Origin of the sequence: Stenotrophomonas daejeonensis (genome assembly GCF_001431505.1) — a bacterium.
Taxonomy (GTDB): domain Bacteria; phylum Pseudomonadota; class Gammaproteobacteria; order Xanthomonadales; family Xanthomonadaceae; genus Stenotrophomonas; species Stenotrophomonas daejeonensis.
This window is the reverse complement of sequence record NZ_LDJP01000005.1, coordinates 17,002-36,380: the sequence shown is the minus strand read 5'-3', so window position 1 is coordinate 36,380 and position 19,379 is coordinate 17,002. Positions and strand designations below refer to the sequence as shown.

Sequence of the window (19,379 nt, the reverse complement as noted above, 5' to 3'; positions counted from 1 at the left end):
ACACGCACCACGGCCGCTGCTTGGCTCCGGGTCTGTTCCAGTGCTTCACCCCCGGCGTGTCCCGCGTTCAGCGCTTCGCTGGACGAATCCACCTGTGCTGGAGGGGTCATGCTGGAAAACCACGGTCTCGTCATTGCGTTGGCCTGCGCGGCCATCGCCATCGTCTACGGTCTCATTTCCACCCGCTGGGTGCTGCGGCAGCCGGCCGGCAACCCGCGCATGCAGGAGATCGCCTCGGCGATCCAGGAAGGCGCGCGCGCCTACCTCAACCGCCAGTACCTGACCATCGCCATCGCCGGGGTGGTGCTGTTCGTGCTGGTGGGCGTGTTCCTGAGCTGGTACACGGCGGTCGGCTTCGCCATCGGCGCGGTGCTGTCCGGCGCGGCCGGCTACATCGGCATGAACGTGTCGGTGCGGGCCAACGTGCGCACCGCCGAGGCCGCGCGCAACGGCATCGGCGCGGCGATGGACGTGGCGTTCCGCGGCGGCGCCATCACCGGCATGCTGGTGGTCGGGCTGGGCCTGCTGGGCGTGGCCGGCTACTACCTGCTGCTGACCCGCCACCTGGGCGTGACCGGCGAGGCGGCGCTGCACGCGCTGGTCGGGCTGGCGTTCGGCAGTTCGCTGATCTCGATCTTCGCGCGGCTGGGCGGCGGCATCTTCACCAAGGGCGCGGACGTCGGCGCGGACCTGGTGGGCAAGGTCGAGGCCGGCATCCCCGAGGACGACCCGCGCAACCCGGCGGTGATCGCCGACAACGTCGGCGACAACGTCGGCGACTGCGCCGGCATGGCCGCCGACCTGTTCGAGACCTACGCGGTGACGGTAATCGCCACGATGCTGCTGGGCGGGCTGATGCTGGCCGAGGTCGGCCGCAACGCGGTGCTGTACCCGCTGGTGCTGGGCGGGGTGTCGATCATTGCCTCGATCATCGGCGCGTTCTTCGTCAAGGTAAAGGCCGGCGGCTCGATCATGGGCGCGCTCTACAAGGGCGTGATCGTCTCCGGCGTGCTGGCCGCCATCGCGTTCTGGCCGGTGACCACGCAGCTGATGGCCGATTCCAGCTACGGCGCCACGAACCTGTATTTCTGCGCGTTGATCGGGTTGGTGCTGACCGGGCTGATCGTGTGGATCACCGAGTACTACACCGGCACCCAGTACAAGCCGGTGCAGCACGTGGCGCAGGCCTCCACCACCGGCCACGGCACCAACATCATCGCCGGCCTCGGCGTGTCGATGAAGTCCACCGCGCTGCCGGTGATCGCGGTGTGCGTGGCGATCTGGGGCGCGTTCCACTTCGGCGGGCTGTACGGCATCGCCATCGCCGCCACCGCGATGCTGTCGATGGCCGGCATGATCGTCGCGCTCGACGCCTACGGCCCCATCACCGACAACGCCGGCGGCATCGCCGAGATGGCCGAGCTGCCCAGCGAAATCCGCGACATCACCGACCCGCTGGACGCGGTGGGCAACACCACCAAGGCGGTGACCAAGGGCTACGCGATAGGCTCGGCGGCACTGGCCGCGCTAGTGCTGTTCGCCGACTACACCCACAACCTGCAGGCCGCCAACCCCGGCGAAACCTTCGCCTTCGACCTGTCCGACCACACCGTGATCATCGGCCTGCTGATCGGCGGCCTGATCCCCTACCTGTTCGGCGCGATGGCGATGGAAGCGGTGGGCCGCGCCGCCGGCGCGGTAGTGGAGGAGGTGCGCCGCCAGTTCCGCGAGATTGCCGGGATCATGCAGGGCACCGGCAAGCCGCAGTACGACAGGGCTGTGGACATGCTGACCCGCTCGGCGATCAAGGAGATGATCGTGCCGTCGCTGCTGCCGGTGGTGGTGCCGGTGGTGGTCGGCCTGCTGCTGGGGCCGAAGGCGCTGGGCGGCCTGCTGATCGGCACTATTGTTACTGGCCTGTTCGTGGCGATCTCGATGACCACCGGCGGCGGCGCTTGGGACAACGCCAAGAAGTACATCGAGGACGGCCACTTCGGCGGCAAGGGCAGCGAGGCGCACAAGGCCGCGGTCACCGGCGACACCGTCGGCGACCCCTACAAGGACACCGCCGGCCCGGCGATCAACCCGCTGATCAAGATCATCAACATCGTGGCGCTGCTGCTGGTGCCCCTGCTGTAAGGCGCCCCGGAACCCGGCTCCCTTCCCCCGCCTGGGGGAAGGGAGCGGCCGGGAACCACACCGTCCCGTCCGCCGATACCGTTTGGTGCGCCGCACCAGCAGCAGGCGTAGAATGCCGCCTTTCTGTCAAACGCACGATTCGGAGCAGCGCATGGGCCTGGAACTCGTCTCCGCGGGCAAGAACCCGCCGGAAGAAATCAACGTCATCATCGAGATCCCGAAGGATTCGGAGCCGGTGAAGTACGAGGTGGACAAGGACTCCGGCGCGATCTTCGTCGACCGCATCCTGTCCACGCCGATGCGCTACCCCTGCAACTACGGCTACGTGCCCAGCACCCTGTGCGGCGACGGCGACCCGGCCGACGTGCTGGTGGTGCTGCCGCTGTCGCTGGTACCCGGCTCGGTGGTGCGCTGCCGCCCGGTGGGCGTGCTGAAGATGAGCGACGAGGCCGGCAGCGACGAGAAGATCCTGGCCGTGCCGGTGCCGAAGATCTTCAACGGCTACGCCCACGTCGAGGACATCGGCCAGGTGTCCAGCCACTGGCTGGAGCGCATCGGCCACTTCTTCGAGCACTACAAGGACCTGGAAAAGGGCAAGTGGGTCAAGATCGAAGGCTGGGGCGGCGCCGATGAGGCCAAGCGCATCCTGGTCCAGGCCCACGAGAATTTCGTCGCCAAGCAGGGCTGAGCCCTGCGCACCGGTACCGCCCCGGGCGGTACCGGTGCCGACGATCACGTTTCATCCGCCCGGCACATGACCTTGCCGGGGCATTCGGCTACATTGGCGGCCAGATTTTCCGGCCCGTCCACATGATGGTCGAGCGGTTCCATTGGGGGAATGTGCCTTGCGTATCCTGCTAGTCGGCGACGATGCCAATCTGTCGGCCGAACTCCTCGAATACATCGCCGACCTGGGCGACGAATGGCATGTCCAGGGCGTTGCCGACGGCAATGCCGCCATTGCCACGGTGGCGTCCAGCACGGTCGATGCGGTCATCGTCGCGCCGGCCCTGCCGGACCTCACCCCGGCCACCCTGCTCGGGCAGATCCGCACCCTGCGCCCGGAGACGATCCGCATCGCGCTGATCGAGTCCGCGCAGAGCCAGCGCGCGCCCGCCGCCCGCATCATCGGCGTCGCCCACCGCTTCCTGCCGCTGCCGCTGTCGCCGGAAGTGTTGCTCGACGCCCTGACCAGCCTGGAAGAGCTGCGCGACCTGCTGTACAGCCCGCGCCTGAGCAGCGCCATCGGCCGCATCGAGAAGCTGCCCTCGCCGCCGCACCTGTACCTGAGCCTGATGCAGGCGCTGGAGGAGGACGAGAACAGCGACGCCACCGACATCGCCAAACTGGTCGCCGCCGACCCGGCCATCGCCGCCAAGGTGCTGCAGCTGTCGAACTCGGCTTTCTTCAACAGCGGCCGCTCGATCACCGACCTGCGCGGCGCGGTGACCCGGCTGGGCCTGTCCACCCTGCGCGACCTGGTGCTGGCCAGCGAAGTGTTCGCCGTGCCGGCCATTTCCCCGGCCGAGCGCAACGCATTGCAGGCCCGCGCCCTGATGGCCTCGCGGCTGGCGGCGAAGATGCTGCCGGCCAGCAGCGCCGAACTGGGCGCGACCGCAGCCCTGCTGGCCGACATCGGCCTGCTGCTGCCCGGGGTGCGCAACGAGCGCGAAGCGCTGGCCGAAGGCGACGACCGCCCCGGCCACGCCGAGGCCGGCGCCTACCTGCTGGGCCTGTGGGGCCTGCCGATGGCGATCATCGAGGCCGTCGCCTTCCACCTGCAGCCGCAGCGTTCGAACGTGCGCAGCTTCTGGGTGAGCGGCGCGGTGCACGTGGCCACCGCGTTGGCCAGCGGCAGTCCGATCGACGAGCAGTACCTGGAACGCACCGGCGTATTGTCCAGGCTCGACGGCTGGCGCGACCTGGCCAACGAGTACGCAGGGTTGTCCGCGGAAGCCTGAGACAGAATCCCGCGGAACATGCGAACGGCCGCGCTCGACGCGGCCGTTTCTCGTTTTGGGGCTCGGGTTGGTCTTGTAGAGCGGGGCCTGTCCCGCTGGGGCTTCACCGGGAAAGTCCGTGCCGGGCGAGCCCGGCACCTACGAGGTTCCGGGCTAACCGTCGTGGATGCGGGGCTTGCCGCATGGTCTCCTGCGGGAAACAAGTCCGGCACCTGCGGCCTGATCGGGATCAAGAAAAAGGGTGGGCCTTGCGGCCCACCCTTTTCGTCCTGCACCGGGCTTCGATGGATCAGAAGCGCTGGGTGTACTTCGCGTAGACGAAGCGACCGATGTCGAAGCCACCGTAGTACGAGAAGCTCGAGTTCGGCTGGCTGTACATGACCGGGCCTTCATGGCCGAACACGTTGTTCGCGCCGACAGCGATGGTCGCATTCCACGGAGCGTTGTAGCGCACCTGCACGTCATGGAAGGTGTTCGAACCCACCTTGCGGGTCGGCGACAGCTGCGTGTACGGCGAGCTGAAGTCCGGCAGGTTGCACTCTTCGTCGTAAGCGCACTCTTCCTTCATGCCCGAGTAGTAGCGCACGCCCCAGTTGACACCGAAGTCGCCGTAGCTCCAATCGACGTTCAGGTTCGAACGCACGCGGAAGTTGCCGGCCCAGCTGGTGGACTGCTCGATCGGAGTGCTGGCCTCGTTGTCGCGGCGGTACTCCAGGTAATCGACGTAGGTGGTCTTCCAGTCGATCATGAAGTTGCCGATCGCCAGTTCCGGCAGGCGGTAGCGGACACCCAGGTCGTAACCGGAGGTTTCCTGGTAGCCGCCGTTGATCAGCGTGCGGGTCACGCTGTCGACCTGGTTGACGTCGCGGCCCTCGGTGCTGCGGGTGAAGCGCTCGCAGGCCGAATCGATGCCCAGCACGTAGCACTGGTTGAGGATCGAGGTCACCGACTCACCCGCGATCACGTTGTCGATGCGGATCTTCCACCAATCCAGACTCAAGTCCAGACCCTGCACGTAGCTCGGGCTGTACACCAGACCAGCCGTCCAGGTCTTGGAGGTTTCCGGCAGCAGTTCGTCGTTGGAACCGGATTCGAACGCACTGTAGGACTGCGCGCCCGGGCCGGTGGCGGTGGCGCCGCCCGAGGTCATCTGGCGGAAGTCGGCCGGGACGCCGTGGGCGGCACACGCGGCGGCCACCGCCGGGTTGCGGGCAGCAGAACCGAAGCTCGAATCACACGGATCGGTGTAGGAATCGTAGGTCTGCGAGGTGCCGCCATACAGGTCGGACACGGTCGGCGCACGGAAACCCGTGGCGTAGGTGCCGCGCACCAGCAAGTCGTCGATCGGCTTCCACTTCAGGCCGAACTTGGAGTTCACGGTGTTGCCGAAGGTGTTGTAGTCCGAGTAACGGCCGGCCATGTCCAGCGACAGCTCCCGGGCGAACGGCATGTCGGCCAGGATCGGCACATTCAGCTCGAGGTAGAACTCGTCGAGCTTGTAGCCGCCCTTGGTCGGGCCACCCGCCAGGTCTGTGCTCAGGCCGGACTGCAGCAGCGCGTCCGGGCTGTACTCGGCGCTTTCCTCACGGTGTTCGTAACCGGCGGCAAAGGCCAGGTCCCCAGCCGGCAGCGTCACCACGGAGCCCGAAAGGTTCGCGCTGTACACCTTGGTAGTGGTGGTGGAGGTGTCGTGGCTCGGCAGGAACAGGTAGGCCTGCAGCGCCGGATCGCTCAGCGAACCCTCACCGGTGGAGCCGTACGGCAGCAGCGGGTTCCAGGGCGTGCACCCGGCGATGACGTTGGTCGCGGTACCGCAGCGTGCAATGCCGTCGGCGTCGATGAACGACGCACCGACCGCATTCTGCACGTTCGGGATGAACAGGTTGCCGGTACCGGTCTTGACACCGTGGTTCTGGTTGTAGACGTAGCCCACGTCCCAGTCCCAGTACCTGTCGGCGAACTCGAAGGAGCCTTCCAGGCCCGCGCTGAAACGGAAGGTTTCCAGCTGCGACTCGGTCTGGCGCGGCACTTCCGAGGTACGGCGGATGAAGTGCGCTTCCTCGCCCAGCGGGTTGTAGATGCTGTCGGCCGACAGCGGGGTCTCGTAGACCTCGGACTGGTACGGATAGCCGGCGATCTGCTGCAGCGTGTTGCGCTTGGTGTAGAGCGCACTGGCGGTGGCGCGGATGTTGTCGGTCAGGTCGAAGTTGCCGTTGGCAAACACCGAACGACGCTCCATCTGCGTCTGCAGCCACATCTCGCGGCTCGGATTGGTGAAATCCGGGAAATCGGTTTCGTGGTAATCGCCGAGCTGGCTCGGATCGCCACCATCGTTCAGCGTGTACCAGTTGTCGTCGCCGTCGATCAGGATGCCCTTGTTGGAAGCAGCCGACCAGCCATTGGCGTCATCACCGCTGGGAACCGGGTGCCACTGGCCGTTCGGAGAGCGGCTGAAGCGGCGATCCTTGGCCCATACCGGCTTTTCCTTGCTGTACTCGGCACCGAAAGTCAGCGAGCCACGCTCGCCAACCTGGCCGTACACGAAGTTGTAGGTTTCCTTGTCGCCATCGCCCTGGCCGTACTGGCCACGGTAGACGCTGGCTTCCAGACCATCGAAGTTCTTGCGGGTGATGATGTTGATCACGCCGGCGATCGCGTCCGAGCCGTAGATCGCCGAGGCGCCATCGGTCAGCACTTCGACGCGCTCGATAACCGAGGTCGGGATGGAGGCCAGGTCGGTGTAGCCACCGGAGCTGACGCCCATGCGCTTGCCGTCCAGCAGCACCAAGGTGCGCTCGGGCCCCAGATTGCGCAGGTCGACGTATTGCCCGCCCACTTCTTCACCGGAGGACAACGCATCGGCGCGGCTGATCGCCGGCGAGCCGGTCGCGGCCAGGTTCTGCACGATGTCGGCGACGCTGGTGAAGCCCTGCTTCTCGATGTCGGCACGCTGCAGCGCGATGACCGGCTGCGCGGTTTCCATGCTGGCCTGGCGGATGCGCGAGCCGGTGACTTGGATGCGGTCCAGGTCGGTGGTGCCCTGGGCACTGTCCTGCGCCGAGGCGAAGGCAGGGGTCAACGCGATCGCGATGCCGGCCGGGAGCAGGCCCAGCCGCATTGCGGGAGTACGGAATTTCATCAATCTCTCCGGTTACGTTAGTGGTGTGTTAAACACCCCTGAAAGTTACGTTCGTACCGAAGCGATGGGTTTGCGCGAACCACCGGCAGACTTTGCCGAATCTGGCGGCAGGATTCCGGCGCATTCACGGTAGCGGCTGGCCGGAACGCCAAAGCGCGTACGGAAGGCGCGGGCGAAGCTGCAGCAATTGTCGAAACCGCTGGCCACGGCCACTTCGCCGATCATCATGTCGGTGTCGCGCAACAGCATCGCCGCACGCTCCAGCCGCAGGCGCGCGGACAGCGACTGCGGGCTTTCCTCGTACAGGCTCTGGAAGGTCTTGGACAGGTACCAACTGGAGAAATTGGTCAACTCGGCCAGCTCGCCGACCCGTACCACCCGGTGGCTGTTGCCTTCCAGGTACATGCGCGCACGCTGCATGCGGCCGAACACCTGGCGCTTGCGCAGGCGCGAGCGGCCGGGGCAGCGCTGCACGCCGTCGGACAGGATGCGTTGCAGCGAAGCCACGTGCAGCAGCAACGGCCGCAGCGCCTGGGCGTCGCCACCACTGGCCTGGGCCTCGCGCCAAAGCCGCAGCGCCATCCGTACCTCGCCACGGCCCATGTGCCCGCGCCCGGTATAGAGGCTGCAGTCGGCCAGCGTGCCGAGCATGCGCAGGGCATCGGCATCCAGTGCGACGCCGATGCAGATGCCGTCGCGTCCGGCCTGGATCAGCGGCCGCGATTCCTTCTCGAATGCAATCCACTCGCGCTGGTACAGACGGAACTTGCCTTCCTTGGACTCGACCCAGGCACTGCCGCGCAGTTGCATCCAAACCGTGAACACGGTTCCGGAAGTCTGCAGGCTGCCCAGCCGCGCCACGCCCACGCAATTCGGTCTCGGCCCGTCCTCGTACTGCTTTTCGAACGAAACCACCTGTCCGCGATCGACCCAGGACAACTGCCGCATGACACACCATCTGTTTGCCTTCAATGGCCGATGGTTTTGCCAGCCTTGGCATCATCCGTCAGGAAGGTTCCACGAGATCGCTCCGAATTCTTCAGGAGAACCGGACGAAGGAATCACGAATCCATTTTTCTCAACGCTGGCAACCATTTGAGGACGCCCAGCAACGATGCCGGCCGTTCGTCCGGCACATCCATCACCCCGATGTCGGTACCATCGCTCACCGCCAGCGCGATGTAGGCTGCGCCACCGTCGGGCGAGATGCTCAGGCCATTGTTGCTGCTGGAGGCATCGGGTTCCAGGCAACGTCTGCGTACCTGCTCCGGGCCATCCAGACGGCTCAGGCGCACCGGGCAATCGGCATCGCCATGCAGATATTCCACCACGCCATTGCCAGCCACTGCCCAGGCACGATAACGCCAGCGGGTCGGCAGCAACGGATGGAGTTCGCGGATGCTGCCCGCGGACAGGTCCGCATCGGCCTGCCACAAGCCGCCGCCGGCCAGCCGGGTGAACAGCACCCTTCGACCACTGCGGTCGTAACGCACCTGCGAAACACCCTGCACGCTGGCCAGTCGTCGCCACGGCACATGCGAACGATCGAACAAGCCCAGCGCCATCCGGTTGGCGGAGTCGCGTTCGATCACGTAGACCCGCGTTGGCTCCGCCCCGTGGATCGCCTGCAAAGGCTCCGCCACCGGGACCGGCAGGCGCTTCCACTGCCCCAGCTCCGGCTGCACCTCGTAGATACCGGCGTGGCCGGCATCATCGCGGCCGCTTACCAGCAGATACTGGCCATCGACCGACCAATCCGGAGCCTGTCGCGTTTCCGGCCGCAGGCCTTCGAGCGGATGCAACGATCCGGGCTGATCCAGTCGCCCCCACCACAAAGCAAACGCACCGGAGCGGTCGGATGTGAACACCAGTTGCTGTCCATCCGGGGACACCATCGGCTGCGTATCGCGGCCGGAGGAAGCGAACAACCGCTCCTTGTGCCCATGCCCCTCCAACGACACCTTGAACAGGCCGAATTGCGGGCGCCGTTGCATGAAAGCGAGCATGTGCCCGAGCCGCGCCACCGATGGGCTCTGTGCATCGTCCACACCCATGTCGCGCAAAGTGCGCGAGCGGACGTCGAGGCGATACAGCCGCGATTCGCTGTCCACCCGTCGACCGAACACCATCGTCCCGTCGCCCAGCCAGTTCCAGCCCCGGATCTCGGCGGCATCCCCGGTCAGCCTCCGGGCGTCACTGCCATCGGCATCCATCATCCACAGGTCGCCCACCTGTGGGTTGCGCACGAAACCCAGACGTCCGCCATCGGGCGAATAGCGCGGCGCGTAATCGAAATCATCCGGCCCATGCTTGTACTCCAGCGCCGTCCAGCGCCCCGAAGCCAGATCGAGGACACGGATACCCGGCGCCCCAAAGGGGCCGGTCATGGAACCAAATACCAGGCCGCGCCCGTCCGGCGTCCAGTCGAAGCTGAGCATGTCGGCGCCATCGCAACGCGTCGCACGCCGCATGCTGCCGCCGGTGACGCCCATCACCAGCACTTCGCATTGCCCCTGCATGCCGAAACGGGCGAAGGCGATCTCACGTCCATCCGGCGACCATGCCGGGAAACGGTCCTGCATGCCTTCGGGCACCTGCACCAACACCGTTGGCGCGGCATTGCTGCCGGTACCCTGCATCTTGAGGATGGAGGCGCCATCGCGCTCGTCGACATAGGCCACCAATGCACCATCCGGCGACAACGCCGGCCAGGTCTCGAAACCCTCGGTAGCGGTGATCAGGCGATAGGGACGCTCGGGGCTGCCGATCACCCGGGTGCCATCGCTGGTGACCGCCTCCGGCAACGTCTCCACGGCCGGTCGCCGCCAAAGAAGCCACGCCATCACCACGCAACTGCACAACAGCACCAACCCAAGCACCAGCAACACATGCCGCCTTGCCCTGCGCCAGGCATTGCGGCTCGACGGCTCGGTGAGCAGGTCGGCTTCCTGCTCCGTCGATGACGCGGCCTGCGGCTCCAGCGCAGACCGGTCGTCATCCAGCTCCGCTTCCACCGGCTCCCATACCACGGCCGCCATCAAGCGATAACCGCTCTTGGCAATGGTCTCGATATAGGCCAGCGCACCCTCGGCGGCATTGTGCGCACCAAACGCCTTGCGCAGCTGCGTGACCGCTTGCGTCAGCACGTCATTGGTGGGCAGCGTGTCGGGCCACACCTGTGCGAACAACTCGTCGCGCGTAACCACCTGCCCCGCATGCTGCGCCAGCACCAGTAGCACGTTGATCGCCTTCGGCGTCAGCCGTACCGGACGGCGCGCACCCGGCGCATGCACCTCGCGCGAGGACAGCACCACCAGGCACTCACCGATGTGCAGCCTATCCGCGGCCGGCGTGTCGTTGTCGATTTCTGAAGCCATAACGATCAGGAGGTGAAGCGCCGGAGGACACTGTCCCTGTGCCCGACTCCTGGAAGCACCGCCACCAGTGAATCGCCAGAATCCGCAAAAGGCGTCAACGGAAAAAGCAAAAGTTTCGAAGCGCGCGGATATTAGCCTATGGCAGTTGCCCATGTACCCGCGTTGGCGACATCAGGCTCTCTCCCGCCGACGAACTCACATAATCCAGCTTCAAGATTCGCGCCTTTGGGCGCGATTTTTTTATGCAGTGTTCAGCTTCCCATGCATCGGCATGCACGGACATGCGCCCATCGCATCCTGACTCATTGCGATGAAAGCCTGATACATCAAGCCTGTTCGTCATTTGTACCGACGTCCTGCATGGCAGAGGCTCTTAGCCATCATGTTCCATGTGCTTTCGCAGTCATCAAGCTGAAGAAAAGATAAAGCGTCACCTCAGGCACGACGTGTTCCCGCCTAGTCCTGTGATGCACCTTCCACTTTTCCGCAGCATCAGGAACTGCATGTCGATGGACGAGAGGTACCGGCCACCGGCCGGTACCCTCACGCCATTCCGATGCCACACGCATCGCCGACCGACACCAGCCCGCACGATCCTGCAGTCGGCGGATACCCCCATCACTCCACCCGATAGACCTGCGCGCCCTGCTCGCGGAACTCCTTCGCCTTCCCGGCCATGCCGGCCTGCAACGCGGCGGCTTCATCGACGCCCTGCTCGGCGGCGTAGTCGCGCACGTCCTGGGTGATCTTCATCGAGCAGAAGTGCGGGCCGCACATCGAGCAGAAGTGCGCCAGTTTGTGCGCTTCCTTCGGCATCGTCTCGTCATGCATCGCCTGCGCTTTCTCCGGGTCCAGGCCGAGGTGGAACTGGTCCTGCCAGCGGAACTCGAAGCGCGCCTTGCTCAGGGCGTTGTCGCGTACCTGCGCGCCGGGATGGCCCTTGGCCAGATCGGCGGCGTGCGCGGCGATCCTGTAGGCCATGATGCCGTCGCGCACGTCCTCGCGGTTGGGCAGGCCGAGGTGCTCCTTCGGCGTCACGTAGCAGAGCATCGCGGTGCCGTACCAGCCGATCATCGCAGCACCAATCGCGCTGGTGATGTGGTCGTAGCCAGGCGCGATGTCGGTGGTCAGCGGCCCGAGCGTGTAGAACGGCGCTTCGCCGCACTCGCGCAACTGCTTGTCCATGTTCTCCTTGATCAGTTGCATCGGCACGTGGCCCGGGCCTTCGATCATGGTCTGCACGTCGTGCTTCCACGCGATCTTCGTCAGTTCGCCCAGTGCTTCGAGTTCGCCGAACTGCGCCGCGTCGTTGGCATCGGCGATGCAGCCCGGGCGCAGGCCGTCGCCCAGCGAGAAGGCCACGTCGTAGGCCTTCATGATGTCGCAGATATCCTCGAAATGCGTATAGAGGAAATTTTCCTTGTGGTGCGCAAGGCACCACTTGGCCATGATGCTGCCGCCGCGCGAGACGATGCCGGTCACCCGCCTGGCCGTCAGCGGCACGTGGCGCAGCAGCACCCCGGCGTGGATGGTGAAGTAATCCACGCCCTGCTCGGCCTGTTCGATCAAGGTGTCGCGGAAGATTTCCCAGTTCAGCTCCTCGGCGCGGCCATCCACCTTTTCCAGCGCCTGGTAGATCGGCACGGTGCCGATCGGCACCGGCGAGTTGCGGATGATCCACTCGCGCGTCTCATGGATGTGCTTGCCGGTGGACAGGTCCATCACCGTGTCGCCGCCCCAGCGGATCGCCCACACCAGTTTTTCCACTTCCTCGGCAATGCCCGAGGACACCGCGCTGTTGCCGATGTTGGCGTTGATCTTGGTCAGGAAGTTGCGGCCGATGATCATCGGCTCGCTTTCCGGGTGGTTGATGTTGTTGGGCAGGATGGCGCGGCCACGGGCAATCTCCTCACGCACGAACTCGGGGGTGATGACCTGCTGGATGTTCGCGCCGAACGACTGGCCAGGATGCTGCGCAAGCAGATGCGCCTCGCGCACTGCCTCCAGCCGCTGGTTCTCGCGGATGGCGACGTATTCCATCTCCGGGGTGACGATGCCGCGCCGCGCGTAATGCATCTGGGTGACGTTGGCGCCGGCCCGCGCGCGGCGCGGCAGCGTGCGGTTGGGGAAGCGCACCGCGTCGAGCCTGGCATTGCCCTCGCGCGAACGACCGAACGCCGAGCTGAGCGCGGAAAGCAGCTCGGTGTCGCCGCGCTCTTCGATCCAGCGCGCGCGCAATGCCGGCAAACCGGTGGACAGGTCGATGCACGCGCCCGGGTCGGTATAGGGGCCGGAGGTGTCATAGACGGTGACCGGCGGATTGTCCTCGCCACCGAACAGCGTCGGCGTGCGGGTCAGCGCGATCTCGCGCATCGGCACCTGCAGGTCCGGGCGCGAACCGGGCACGAAGATCTTGCGCGAACCGGGAATCGGCCGGGTCACGGATTCGGAAAGTTGCTGTGCCTGCTGCTGCAGGGCGGAGAGCTGTGCGTTCATCGGCATCGTCCTGTTGGGATCCCGCACGGAGGTACGGGTTGAACGAAGCGAAGGCGCATTGCCGCAGGCGCATGGACGCACCTCGGGCGGTGTCCACGCGCGATCGAACATTGCAAAGCTTCCCTACGCCGGTATCAGCCGGATCAGGTTCCAAGGGACTGTCTCAACCGTGGCCTTGCGGCCGCGGTACCCCCGCTTCGGCCGGCATTAGACCACAAAGGCAGAGGTGCGTCTTTCGGCCCTTGCGGCCGTTGTTTGCGTCATTGCGGCCGATCTTCAGCCACGGCCGTGCGGGATGCATTAACGAAACCATGACGTTTTGTTCATTAGGCTGTGGCGTGGTTGTTCATCTTCGCCGCCCCTGCGCCGCTTCGACGGCCTTCCCCACCGTGCCCATGTGGCCGGTTCCGCTGCAAGCCCCGGCTCGCTCCCCTCATGCTCTGATCGGAGAAGCTCCTTCATGGTGTTTCGTGTTTCCATCGCGCTGGTCGCCGCCCTGGTGCTGCTGGCCGGCATCGCCCCCGGCCCGTTCAACGACGTGGTGCAGGGCCTGCTTGTCGAAGTCGTGCGCAACGCCGGCTGGCTGTACCTGCTGATCGTGTTCCTCACCCTGGCCTTCCTGCTGTACCTGGCGTTCGGCCGCTTCGGCAACCTGCGCATCGGCGGCGAGGATGCGGAACCGGATTTCTCCCGCGCCAGCTGGCTGTCGATGCTGTTCGCCGCCGGCATGGGCATCGGCCTGGTGTTCTGGGGCGCGGCCGAGCCGATCTCGCACTTCGCCAAGCCGCCGGAAGGGCTGCCGCCACAAAGCGCGGACGCGGCGCGCGCGGCAATGCGCTACGCGTTCTTCCACTGGGGCCTGCACCCGTGGGCGATCTATGCGCTGATCGGGCTGGCGATGGCGTGGTTCCAGTACAACCGCAACGGCCGTGGCCTTATCAGCGACATGCTGCAGCCGGTGATCGGGCGCCACCATCGCGGCGCGTTCGGGCAGGTGGTGAACATCGCCGCGGTGGTGGCCACTGCGATCGGCGTGGCCACCACGCTGGGCTTCGGCACCATCCAGATCGCCGCCGGCCTGCAGCGCGTGTTCGGCATCACCGCCACGGTGCCGGTGCAATTGACCATCATCGCCATCGCCTTCGTGCTGTACATGGCCTCCACCACCAGCGGCGTGGATCGCGGCATCAAGTGGCTGTCCAACTTCAACCTGGCGCTGGCCGGGTTGCTGCTGGCGGCGGTGCTGATGCTGGGGCCGACCGGCTTCATCTTCGACACCTTCACCACCACGCTCGGTTCCTACCTCAACCAGCTGCTGACGATGAGCCTGCGCATGTCGCCGTTTTCCAGCAGCACCTGGGTGGCGGACTGGACGATCTTCTACTGGGCGTGGTGGATCGCGTGGGCACCGTTCGTCGGCGCCTTCATCGCCCGCGTGTCGCGCGGCCGCAGCGTGCGTGAGTTCGTGATCGGCGTGGTGCTGGCACCGACCCTGCTCGGCTTCCTGTGGTTCTCGGTATTCGGCGGCAGCGCGCTGTGGGCGCAGCTGACCGGCCATGCCGACCTGTTGCAGGCATTGGCCGGCGGCTACGAGACGGTGCTGTTCGCACTGTTCGACAGCCTGCCCGGCTCGCTGCTGCTGTCGGTGATCGCGCTGATGCTGCTGGTGATCTTCTTCGTCACCTCGGCCGACTCGGCGGTGCTGGTGCTGGCCAGCATGTCCACCGACGAGGCTGGCGACCCGCCGCTGTCGCGCAAGCTGGTGTGGGGCGTGGCGGTGGCGCTGATCGCCGCGGTGCTGTTGCTGGCCGGCGGGCTGGAAGCGTTGCAGGGCATGATCACCATCGCCGCGTTGCCGTTCGCGCTGCTGATGGTGCTGGTGATGGTCAGCCTGTACCGCGTGCTGGACCTGGAGTACCTGCTGGAACGACGGCAGGCGCAGCGTGCGCGGCACGCGGTGCAGGCATGGATCGAACGCGAGATGGCGGCGCAGGCCGACGCCGCGCAGGCAAGGGACGATGGCTGAAGTCGGGCCGGCCGGTCAGTAACCGGCCGCCTGCCCGTCCTTGCGGCTTTCCGAAGCGCCGTAGTACACGCCCGTTTCGGGGTCGCGCATGATCGCCTGATAACCGCCATACGGACCGTCGGCGAACACCACCCCATACGGGACCGCACCTGCTCTCCACGTCTCCGGCATGGCACCTGCCCTGCCGAACATGGCTCTCGCTCCCCTGCCAGACCCAACCGAAACCCGGCCTGGCCATCCTCTTACGTTTCTCTTACGACGGCCGTCTATCTAGTTGCTCCGAAACAGAACACGCCCGGCGGAACAGCCATGTCCGCCGGGCCGCGCAGGTTTCCATCAAAGGGGCAATCCAATGCAAATGCTTTCAAAGCGCCGCCAGGGCGGCTTCACCCTTGTCGAAATGGCCGTGGTGCTGGTCATCATCGGCGTCATCATCGGTGCGGTGATGATCGGCCGCGACGTGCAGCGCAACGCCGAATACACCCGCATCAAGCAGAAGTTCATCGACCAGTGGGTGGTCACCTACAACAGCTACCAGCAGCGTTATGGCGCGCCGATCGGCGACAACCAGGCCGCACCGCAGTTGATGGTCAACGGCGCCAACTTCACCTCCGGCTTCTCCGGCGGCGACATGAGCGGCGTCACCGAACCCGGCCTGATCTGCTCCGGGGCCGATGGCCTGCCGAGCTCCGCCGGACTGAGCCGCACCAAGCAGGGCGGCGCCGAGTTCGACCTGCGTGACCTGGTCCGCCGTGCGGGCATCACCCTGCCGCCCGGCCGCGGCGAGGGCAAGGAAGACCGCTACGCCTACCTGGACACCAATGGCAACCCGCAGGAAATCCGCATCTGCTTCGGCTGGAACAAGCCGGGCACGCTGTGGGGCTCGGGCAATTCGATGTACATCACCGGCCTGACTCCCGACCTGGCCCGTGCCCTGGACCAGATGATCGACGGCAAGGCCGACGCCGCCAACGGCACCTTCCGCCAAGTCGGCATCACCACCCGCCCGACCACGGCCTCCGGCGGTGCAACCACCACCGACATCGGTGCCGAATGGGGCGGCAACAACACCGGTTCGATTACCTCGGCCGTCACCGATGACACCACCTTCGGCACCGCCACCGACGATGACCAGGTCATGACGCTGGTCGCCAACTACAAGATGAACCAGTAAACCGCCATGAACCTGCCCCCCCTGTTCTCCCGCCTGCGCCAGTCCCGGCGGTCATCGCTGACGGTATTCGGCATCACCCTAGCCGCATTGGTGATCGCCGCGGTGTGGTTCCTCAGCGCACGTTCCGCGCTGGCCGAGGCCTATGCCCGCTTGGGCGAGCGTAACCAGGCCTTGGCCGAGGCGCAGGTGCGGGAGCAGGAGGCGCAGCTGCGCGTGGATTACGCCGGCTCCTCGCGCGAGCTGCTCGGCATGGTCCAGGCCAACGGCCTGCAGCCGGAGGCCTGGGGCGAGCGCCTGATCAACCTGCGCCAGAGCCAGATGGGCCGCGAGGACATCGCCGCGGTACTCGGTGCGGTCACCCGCAGCGGCGACCGCATGTTCGGCGCGGAGGCGTTCGAACTGTCGGTGACCCATCCGGACGAGGGCCTGTTCGACGCTCCCGTCGTCAGCGACCGCGCCCCGGCGCCGCTGCAACTGACGCTGCGCGGCGCGATCCTGTTCCGCACCGGCGCGACCGATGCGGCCCCCCTGCCCGCCGGAGTCGCCCCATGAGCCTGCTTTTCACCGTCCAGCAGCAGCACGCCTGGCTGGTCTTCGACGGCGCCCACGTCACCCGCAGCGACACCCGCCCGCGCCTGCCGCGCGCGGCGATGGCGATAGCCGACTTCGAAGGTGCGGTCAGCAGCGTGCTCGCCCTGGAAGGCAGCCCGGCGCATGCGGTGGCCCTGATCGAACGGCGCCTGCGCTCGGACGGCATGGTCGACGGCGAAGCCAAGGTGCTGATCCACAAGACCCGCACCGTCGGCGCCGGCTACCAGACCCTGTTCACCGCGGTACCGCTGGATACCTGGCAGCAGACCTTCGCCTGGGCCGAGGCGCAGCCGGACCACTGCCTGCTGATACCGGCCACCTCGCTGCTGTTCAACGCGCTCAAGCCGGGGCAGGCGGTGGTGCTGCAATCCGGGCGCCAGATCAGCGTGCTGGCCCTGCTCAAGCACGGCATGCTCCACCGCAGCTCGCTGGCCTACAGCGACGCCCCGGACGACCTGGCGATGACCGCCGGCGCGCTGGGCGAACAGATCGCCGACGACCTGGCCCGTGGCGAGGACAACCTCGAACCGCTGGAGGTGAAATGGTGCCCGCTGCTGGTGCCCAACCCCGGCGAAGGCCAGCCCTGGCTGGACGACAGCCTGCGCGAGGTCTTCTCCGCGCGCAGCGGCCTGACCGTTTCCACCGTGCCGGTACGGCGGGTGCTGGACAACGCCGGCAACGAATACCGCAGCGGCGCGGCGTGGATGGAACGCATCGCCGGCACCGCGATCGCGGTCAACCCAAGCGGCAGCCGCGCCGCCTACCTGGCCGAATGGGCATTGCCCTGGGCCAGCGCCGCATCGCTGGTGTTCGCGCTGGTGCTGGGTGCGCTGGGCGCACGCTGGACCTTGAGCGCGCACGAGGCCAATACCCGCTCGGAAGCCATCAGCGCACAGCTCGGGGAGCTCGAAACCCGGATCCAGTCGCTGGCGGGCAAGGCCGCCATGCCCGACCACTTCAACGACGCGCTGCAGTTCATCGAGCGCGCACGGACGCTGCAGCAGGGCATCGACCCGGTCGCCGGCATGGGGCTGGTGCGCGAAGCGGCGGCCGGCCAGGTGCGGATCCTGCGCGTACGCGTGGAGGAGCCGTCGCCAGCCGGCGCACCGGCACGCGCGCCCGGCGCGCCGGTGGTGGCCGCGCCCACCCTGCGCGTGGACGCGGTGGTCGACGCCGCCCACGGCGACGCCGGCATGCAGATCCCGACCTTCGTCGAACGCCTGCGCCGGGCCGGGTTCGAGCCGGTTCCGCTCGACCCGCAGGCCAGCGCGACCGCCTCGCGCTCGGCCGGCGGCTTCTTCTCCTACCTGCTCAAGCGTCCTTCCGCCATCGCCCCCGTGCCGGCAGCGGCCACCGGAGCCACCCCATGAAGATGAAATACACCGCCGCCTTCGCCCTGGTGGCCTGGCTGCTGGTCGCCGGCTGGCTGGCGAGCATGGTGATCGCCAAGCCCGCGGTGCTGCGCATGGGCAACCAGGCGGAAGAAACCGCGGCGATGGCCGAGCTGCGCAACGCCATCAACCGCAACCGCCAAGCCGTGGCCGCCCTCGCCACGCTGCGCGACAGCCAGTTCCCCGTCGTCGATACCGGCAACGTGGTCGCGCTGCCGGTGGCGGCAGCGTCACCAGCGGAAGGAGGCCGTCCCGGCGCACACACCACCGGCACCAGAGGTAGCGACCCAGCCATCCACGCCGTATCGATGGTGCTGGTTACCAATGGCAAGCGTAGCGCCATCATCGATGGCCAGCACGTGCGCACCGGCACCCGGCTCGGCGACGGCTCACGAGTCGGCACCATCGGCCCCGACTGGGTCCGCATTCAGGGTGCGGATGGAGAAAGCGCCACGCACTCGGTACCGCTGCCTTACCAGCCAGTCACCGGAGCCGCGCGATGAAACCTGCACACAAACTACTGCTGTGGGGAGCGGCGCTCCTTGTCGCAGGCCTGCTGAGCACGATTACCTTGCGCGGCTTCGGCAACAAGGTGCCCATGCCTACCGGTTCCGCACCAGTAGCTACCACACCGGCGACGGCAGTGCCCACCGCGCCACCAGCCAGTGCAGAAACTCTGCCATGGATGCAGGGGGGGGCCACTGGCACCGCCATCGCACGAGCTGCGGCCGGCACCGCCGCGCCCCCGGCGACGCAAGCCGACATCGATAAATCACTCGTCGACATCCGCCGGAAATCCGAACAGAACGTGCACATGGCGGACGAGATGCTGATGCAACTCGATGCCCTTGAAAAATCCGGAAAGGCTGCAGCCGACGTGCCTCTGGATGCTCTGCGCAACAACTTGATCGTCGCCAAGCGTGCACAATTGCTGGCCCGCGAAATGGCCGAATCCACGCAACTGCCAGACAGCCCACAGCGCCGCCTGCGCAACGCCGAGATCATTGCCGAGCTGCGACAGTTACAGGGCCAGTTGCGCTACGACGTAGGTGCCGTGCCGGCCGCGCCGGGGCGGGCGCAATGAC

Annotated in this window: 13 protein-coding genes and 1 riboswitch; of the genes, 9 read left to right on the top strand and 4 right to left on the bottom strand. The window is 66.6% G+C overall.

Features of this window, described 5'->3' with window-relative positions; translation table 11 throughout:
- Window positions 1–108: 108 nt before the first annotated feature.
- The 3 genes from ABB34_RS00475 (at window position 109) to ABB34_RS00465 (ending at window position 4,100) form a co-directional block, all read left to right on the top strand.
- Window positions 109–2,139, top strand: coding sequence for a sodium-translocating pyrophosphatase (locus ABB34_RS00475; protein WP_057639275.1), 2,031 nt, complete (start codon window positions 109–111; stop codon window positions 2,137–2,139).
- Between the two features lie 151 nt (window positions 2,140–2,290).
- Window positions 2,291–2,827, top strand: coding sequence for an inorganic diphosphatase (gene ppa / locus ABB34_RS00470; protein ID WP_057639274.1), 537 nt, complete (start codon window positions 2,291–2,293; stop codon window positions 2,825–2,827).
- A 157-nt stretch (window positions 2,828–2,984) separates the two neighbouring features.
- A complete protein-coding gene (locus ABB34_RS00465) occupies window positions 2,985–4,100 on the top strand; it encodes an HDOD domain-containing protein (protein ID WP_057639273.1) in 1,116 nt (371 codons plus the stop codon).
- A gap of 289 nt (window positions 4,101–4,389) precedes the next feature.
- Here ABB34_RS00465 and ABB34_RS00460 read toward each other — a convergent pair whose 3' ends face one another.
- From ABB34_RS00460 to thiC, 4 genes are all read right to left on the bottom strand, one after another.
- Complete coding sequence (locus ABB34_RS00460; RefSeq protein ID WP_211258129.1) at window positions 4,390–7,239, bottom strand: TonB-dependent receptor plug domain-containing protein; 2,850 nt, start codon at window positions 7,237–7,239, stop codon at window positions 4,390–4,392.
- 45 nt (window positions 7,240–7,284) lie between these two features.
- Window positions 7,285–8,187 carry a helix-turn-helix transcriptional regulator gene (locus ABB34_RS00455; RefSeq protein WP_057639271.1) on the bottom strand — a complete coding sequence of 301 codons (903 nt, stop codon included), beginning with the start codon at window positions 8,185–8,187 and terminating at the stop codon, window positions 7,285–7,287.
- Window positions 8,188–8,300: 113 nt separating this feature from the next.
- Complete coding sequence (locus ABB34_RS00450) at window positions 8,301–10,616, bottom strand: winged helix-turn-helix domain-containing protein (RefSeq protein ID WP_057639270.1); 2,316 nt, start codon at window positions 10,614–10,616, stop codon at window positions 8,301–8,303.
- A gap of 618 nt (window positions 10,617–11,234) precedes the next feature.
- Entirely contained in the window at window positions 11,235–13,112 is a 1,878-nt protein-coding gene (gene thiC, locus ABB34_RS00445; RefSeq protein ID WP_057639269.1) for a phosphomethylpyrimidine synthase ThiC, read from the bottom strand.
- 102 nt (window positions 13,113–13,214) lie between these two features.
- Window positions 13,215–13,316: riboswitch (TPP riboswitch) on the bottom strand.
- Window positions 13,317–13,572: 256 nt separating this feature from the next.
- Here thiC and ABB34_RS00440 point away from each other — a divergent pair.
- From ABB34_RS00440 to ABB34_RS15095, 6 genes are all read left to right on the top strand, one after another.
- Window positions 13,573–15,138, top strand: coding sequence for a BCCT family transporter (locus ABB34_RS00440; protein ID WP_057639268.1), 1,566 nt, complete (start codon window positions 13,573–13,575; stop codon window positions 15,136–15,138).
- 352 nt (window positions 15,139–15,490) lie between these two features.
- A complete protein-coding gene (locus ABB34_RS00435; RefSeq protein ID WP_083490000.1) occupies window positions 15,491–16,312 on the top strand; it encodes a prepilin-type N-terminal cleavage/methylation domain-containing protein in 822 nt (273 codons plus the stop codon).
- A gap of 6 nt (window positions 16,313–16,318) precedes the next feature.
- Window positions 16,319–16,864 (top strand): hypothetical protein, encoded by a 546-nt coding sequence (locus ABB34_RS00430; RefSeq protein ID WP_152979454.1) that lies wholly within the window; start codon window positions 16,319–16,321, stop codon window positions 16,862–16,864.
- Window positions 16,861–18,273 carry a hypothetical protein gene (locus ABB34_RS00425; protein ID WP_057639266.1) on the top strand — a complete coding sequence of 471 codons (1,413 nt, stop codon included), beginning with the start codon at window positions 16,861–16,863 and terminating at the stop codon, window positions 18,271–18,273. Before ABB34_RS00430 ends, ABB34_RS00425 begins: the two co-directional genes overlap by 4 nt.
- Window positions 18,270–18,797: a hypothetical protein gene (locus ABB34_RS00420; RefSeq protein ID WP_152979453.1), complete on the top strand. Its 528-nt coding sequence runs from the start codon at window positions 18,270–18,272 to the stop codon at window positions 18,795–18,797. The genes ABB34_RS00425 and ABB34_RS00420 overlap by 4 nt, the downstream gene beginning before the upstream one ends.
- Window positions 18,794–19,378, top strand: a complete 585-nt coding sequence (locus ABB34_RS15095; RefSeq protein WP_152979452.1) for a hypothetical protein — start codon at window positions 18,794–18,796, stop codon at window positions 19,376–19,378. Before ABB34_RS00420 ends, ABB34_RS15095 begins: the two co-directional genes overlap by 4 nt.
- Window position 19,379 lies beyond the last annotated feature (1 nt).

Bases quoted from the DNA above. Each gene is read 5' to 3' on its own strand.
- thiC (WP_057639269.1), bottom strand. From the start codon at position 13,112: ATGAACGCACAGCTCTCCGCCCTGCAGCAGCAGGCACAGCAACTTTCC.
- ABB34_RS00475 (WP_057639275.1), top strand. From the start codon at position 109: ATGCTGGAAAACCACGGTCTCGTCATTGCGTTGGCCTGCGCGGCCATC.
- ABB34_RS00450 (WP_057639270.1), bottom strand. From the start codon at position 10,616: ATGGCTTCAGAAATCGACAACGACACGCCGGCCGCGGATAGGCTGCAC.
- ABB34_RS15095 (WP_152979452.1), top strand. From the start codon at position 18,794: ATGAAACCTGCACACAAACTACTGCTGTGGGGAGCGGCGCTCCTTGTC.
- ABB34_RS00440 (WP_057639268.1), top strand. From the start codon at position 13,573: ATGGTGTTTCGTGTTTCCATCGCGCTGGTCGCCGCCCTGGTGCTGCTG.
- ABB34_RS00455 (WP_057639271.1), bottom strand. From the start codon at position 8,187: ATGCGGCAGTTGTCCTGGGTCGATCGCGGACAGGTGGTTTCGTTCGAA.
- ABB34_RS00435 (WP_083490000.1), top strand. From the start codon at position 15,491: ATGCAAATGCTTTCAAAGCGCCGCCAGGGCGGCTTCACCCTTGTCGAA.
- ABB34_RS00425 (WP_057639266.1), top strand. From the start codon at position 16,861: ATGAGCCTGCTTTTCACCGTCCAGCAGCAGCACGCCTGGCTGGTCTTC.
- ppa (WP_057639274.1), top strand. From the start codon at position 2,291: ATGGGCCTGGAACTCGTCTCCGCGGGCAAGAACCCGCCGGAAGAAATC.
- ABB34_RS00420 (WP_152979453.1), top strand. From the start codon at position 18,270: ATGAAGATGAAATACACCGCCGCCTTCGCCCTGGTGGCCTGGCTGCTG.
- ABB34_RS00460 (WP_211258129.1), bottom strand. From the start codon at position 7,239: ATGAAATTCCGTACTCCCGCAATGCGGCTGGGCCTGCTCCCGGCCGGC.
- ABB34_RS00430 (WP_152979454.1), top strand. From the start codon at position 16,319: ATGAACCTGCCCCCCCTGTTCTCCCGCCTGCGCCAGTCCCGGCGGTCA.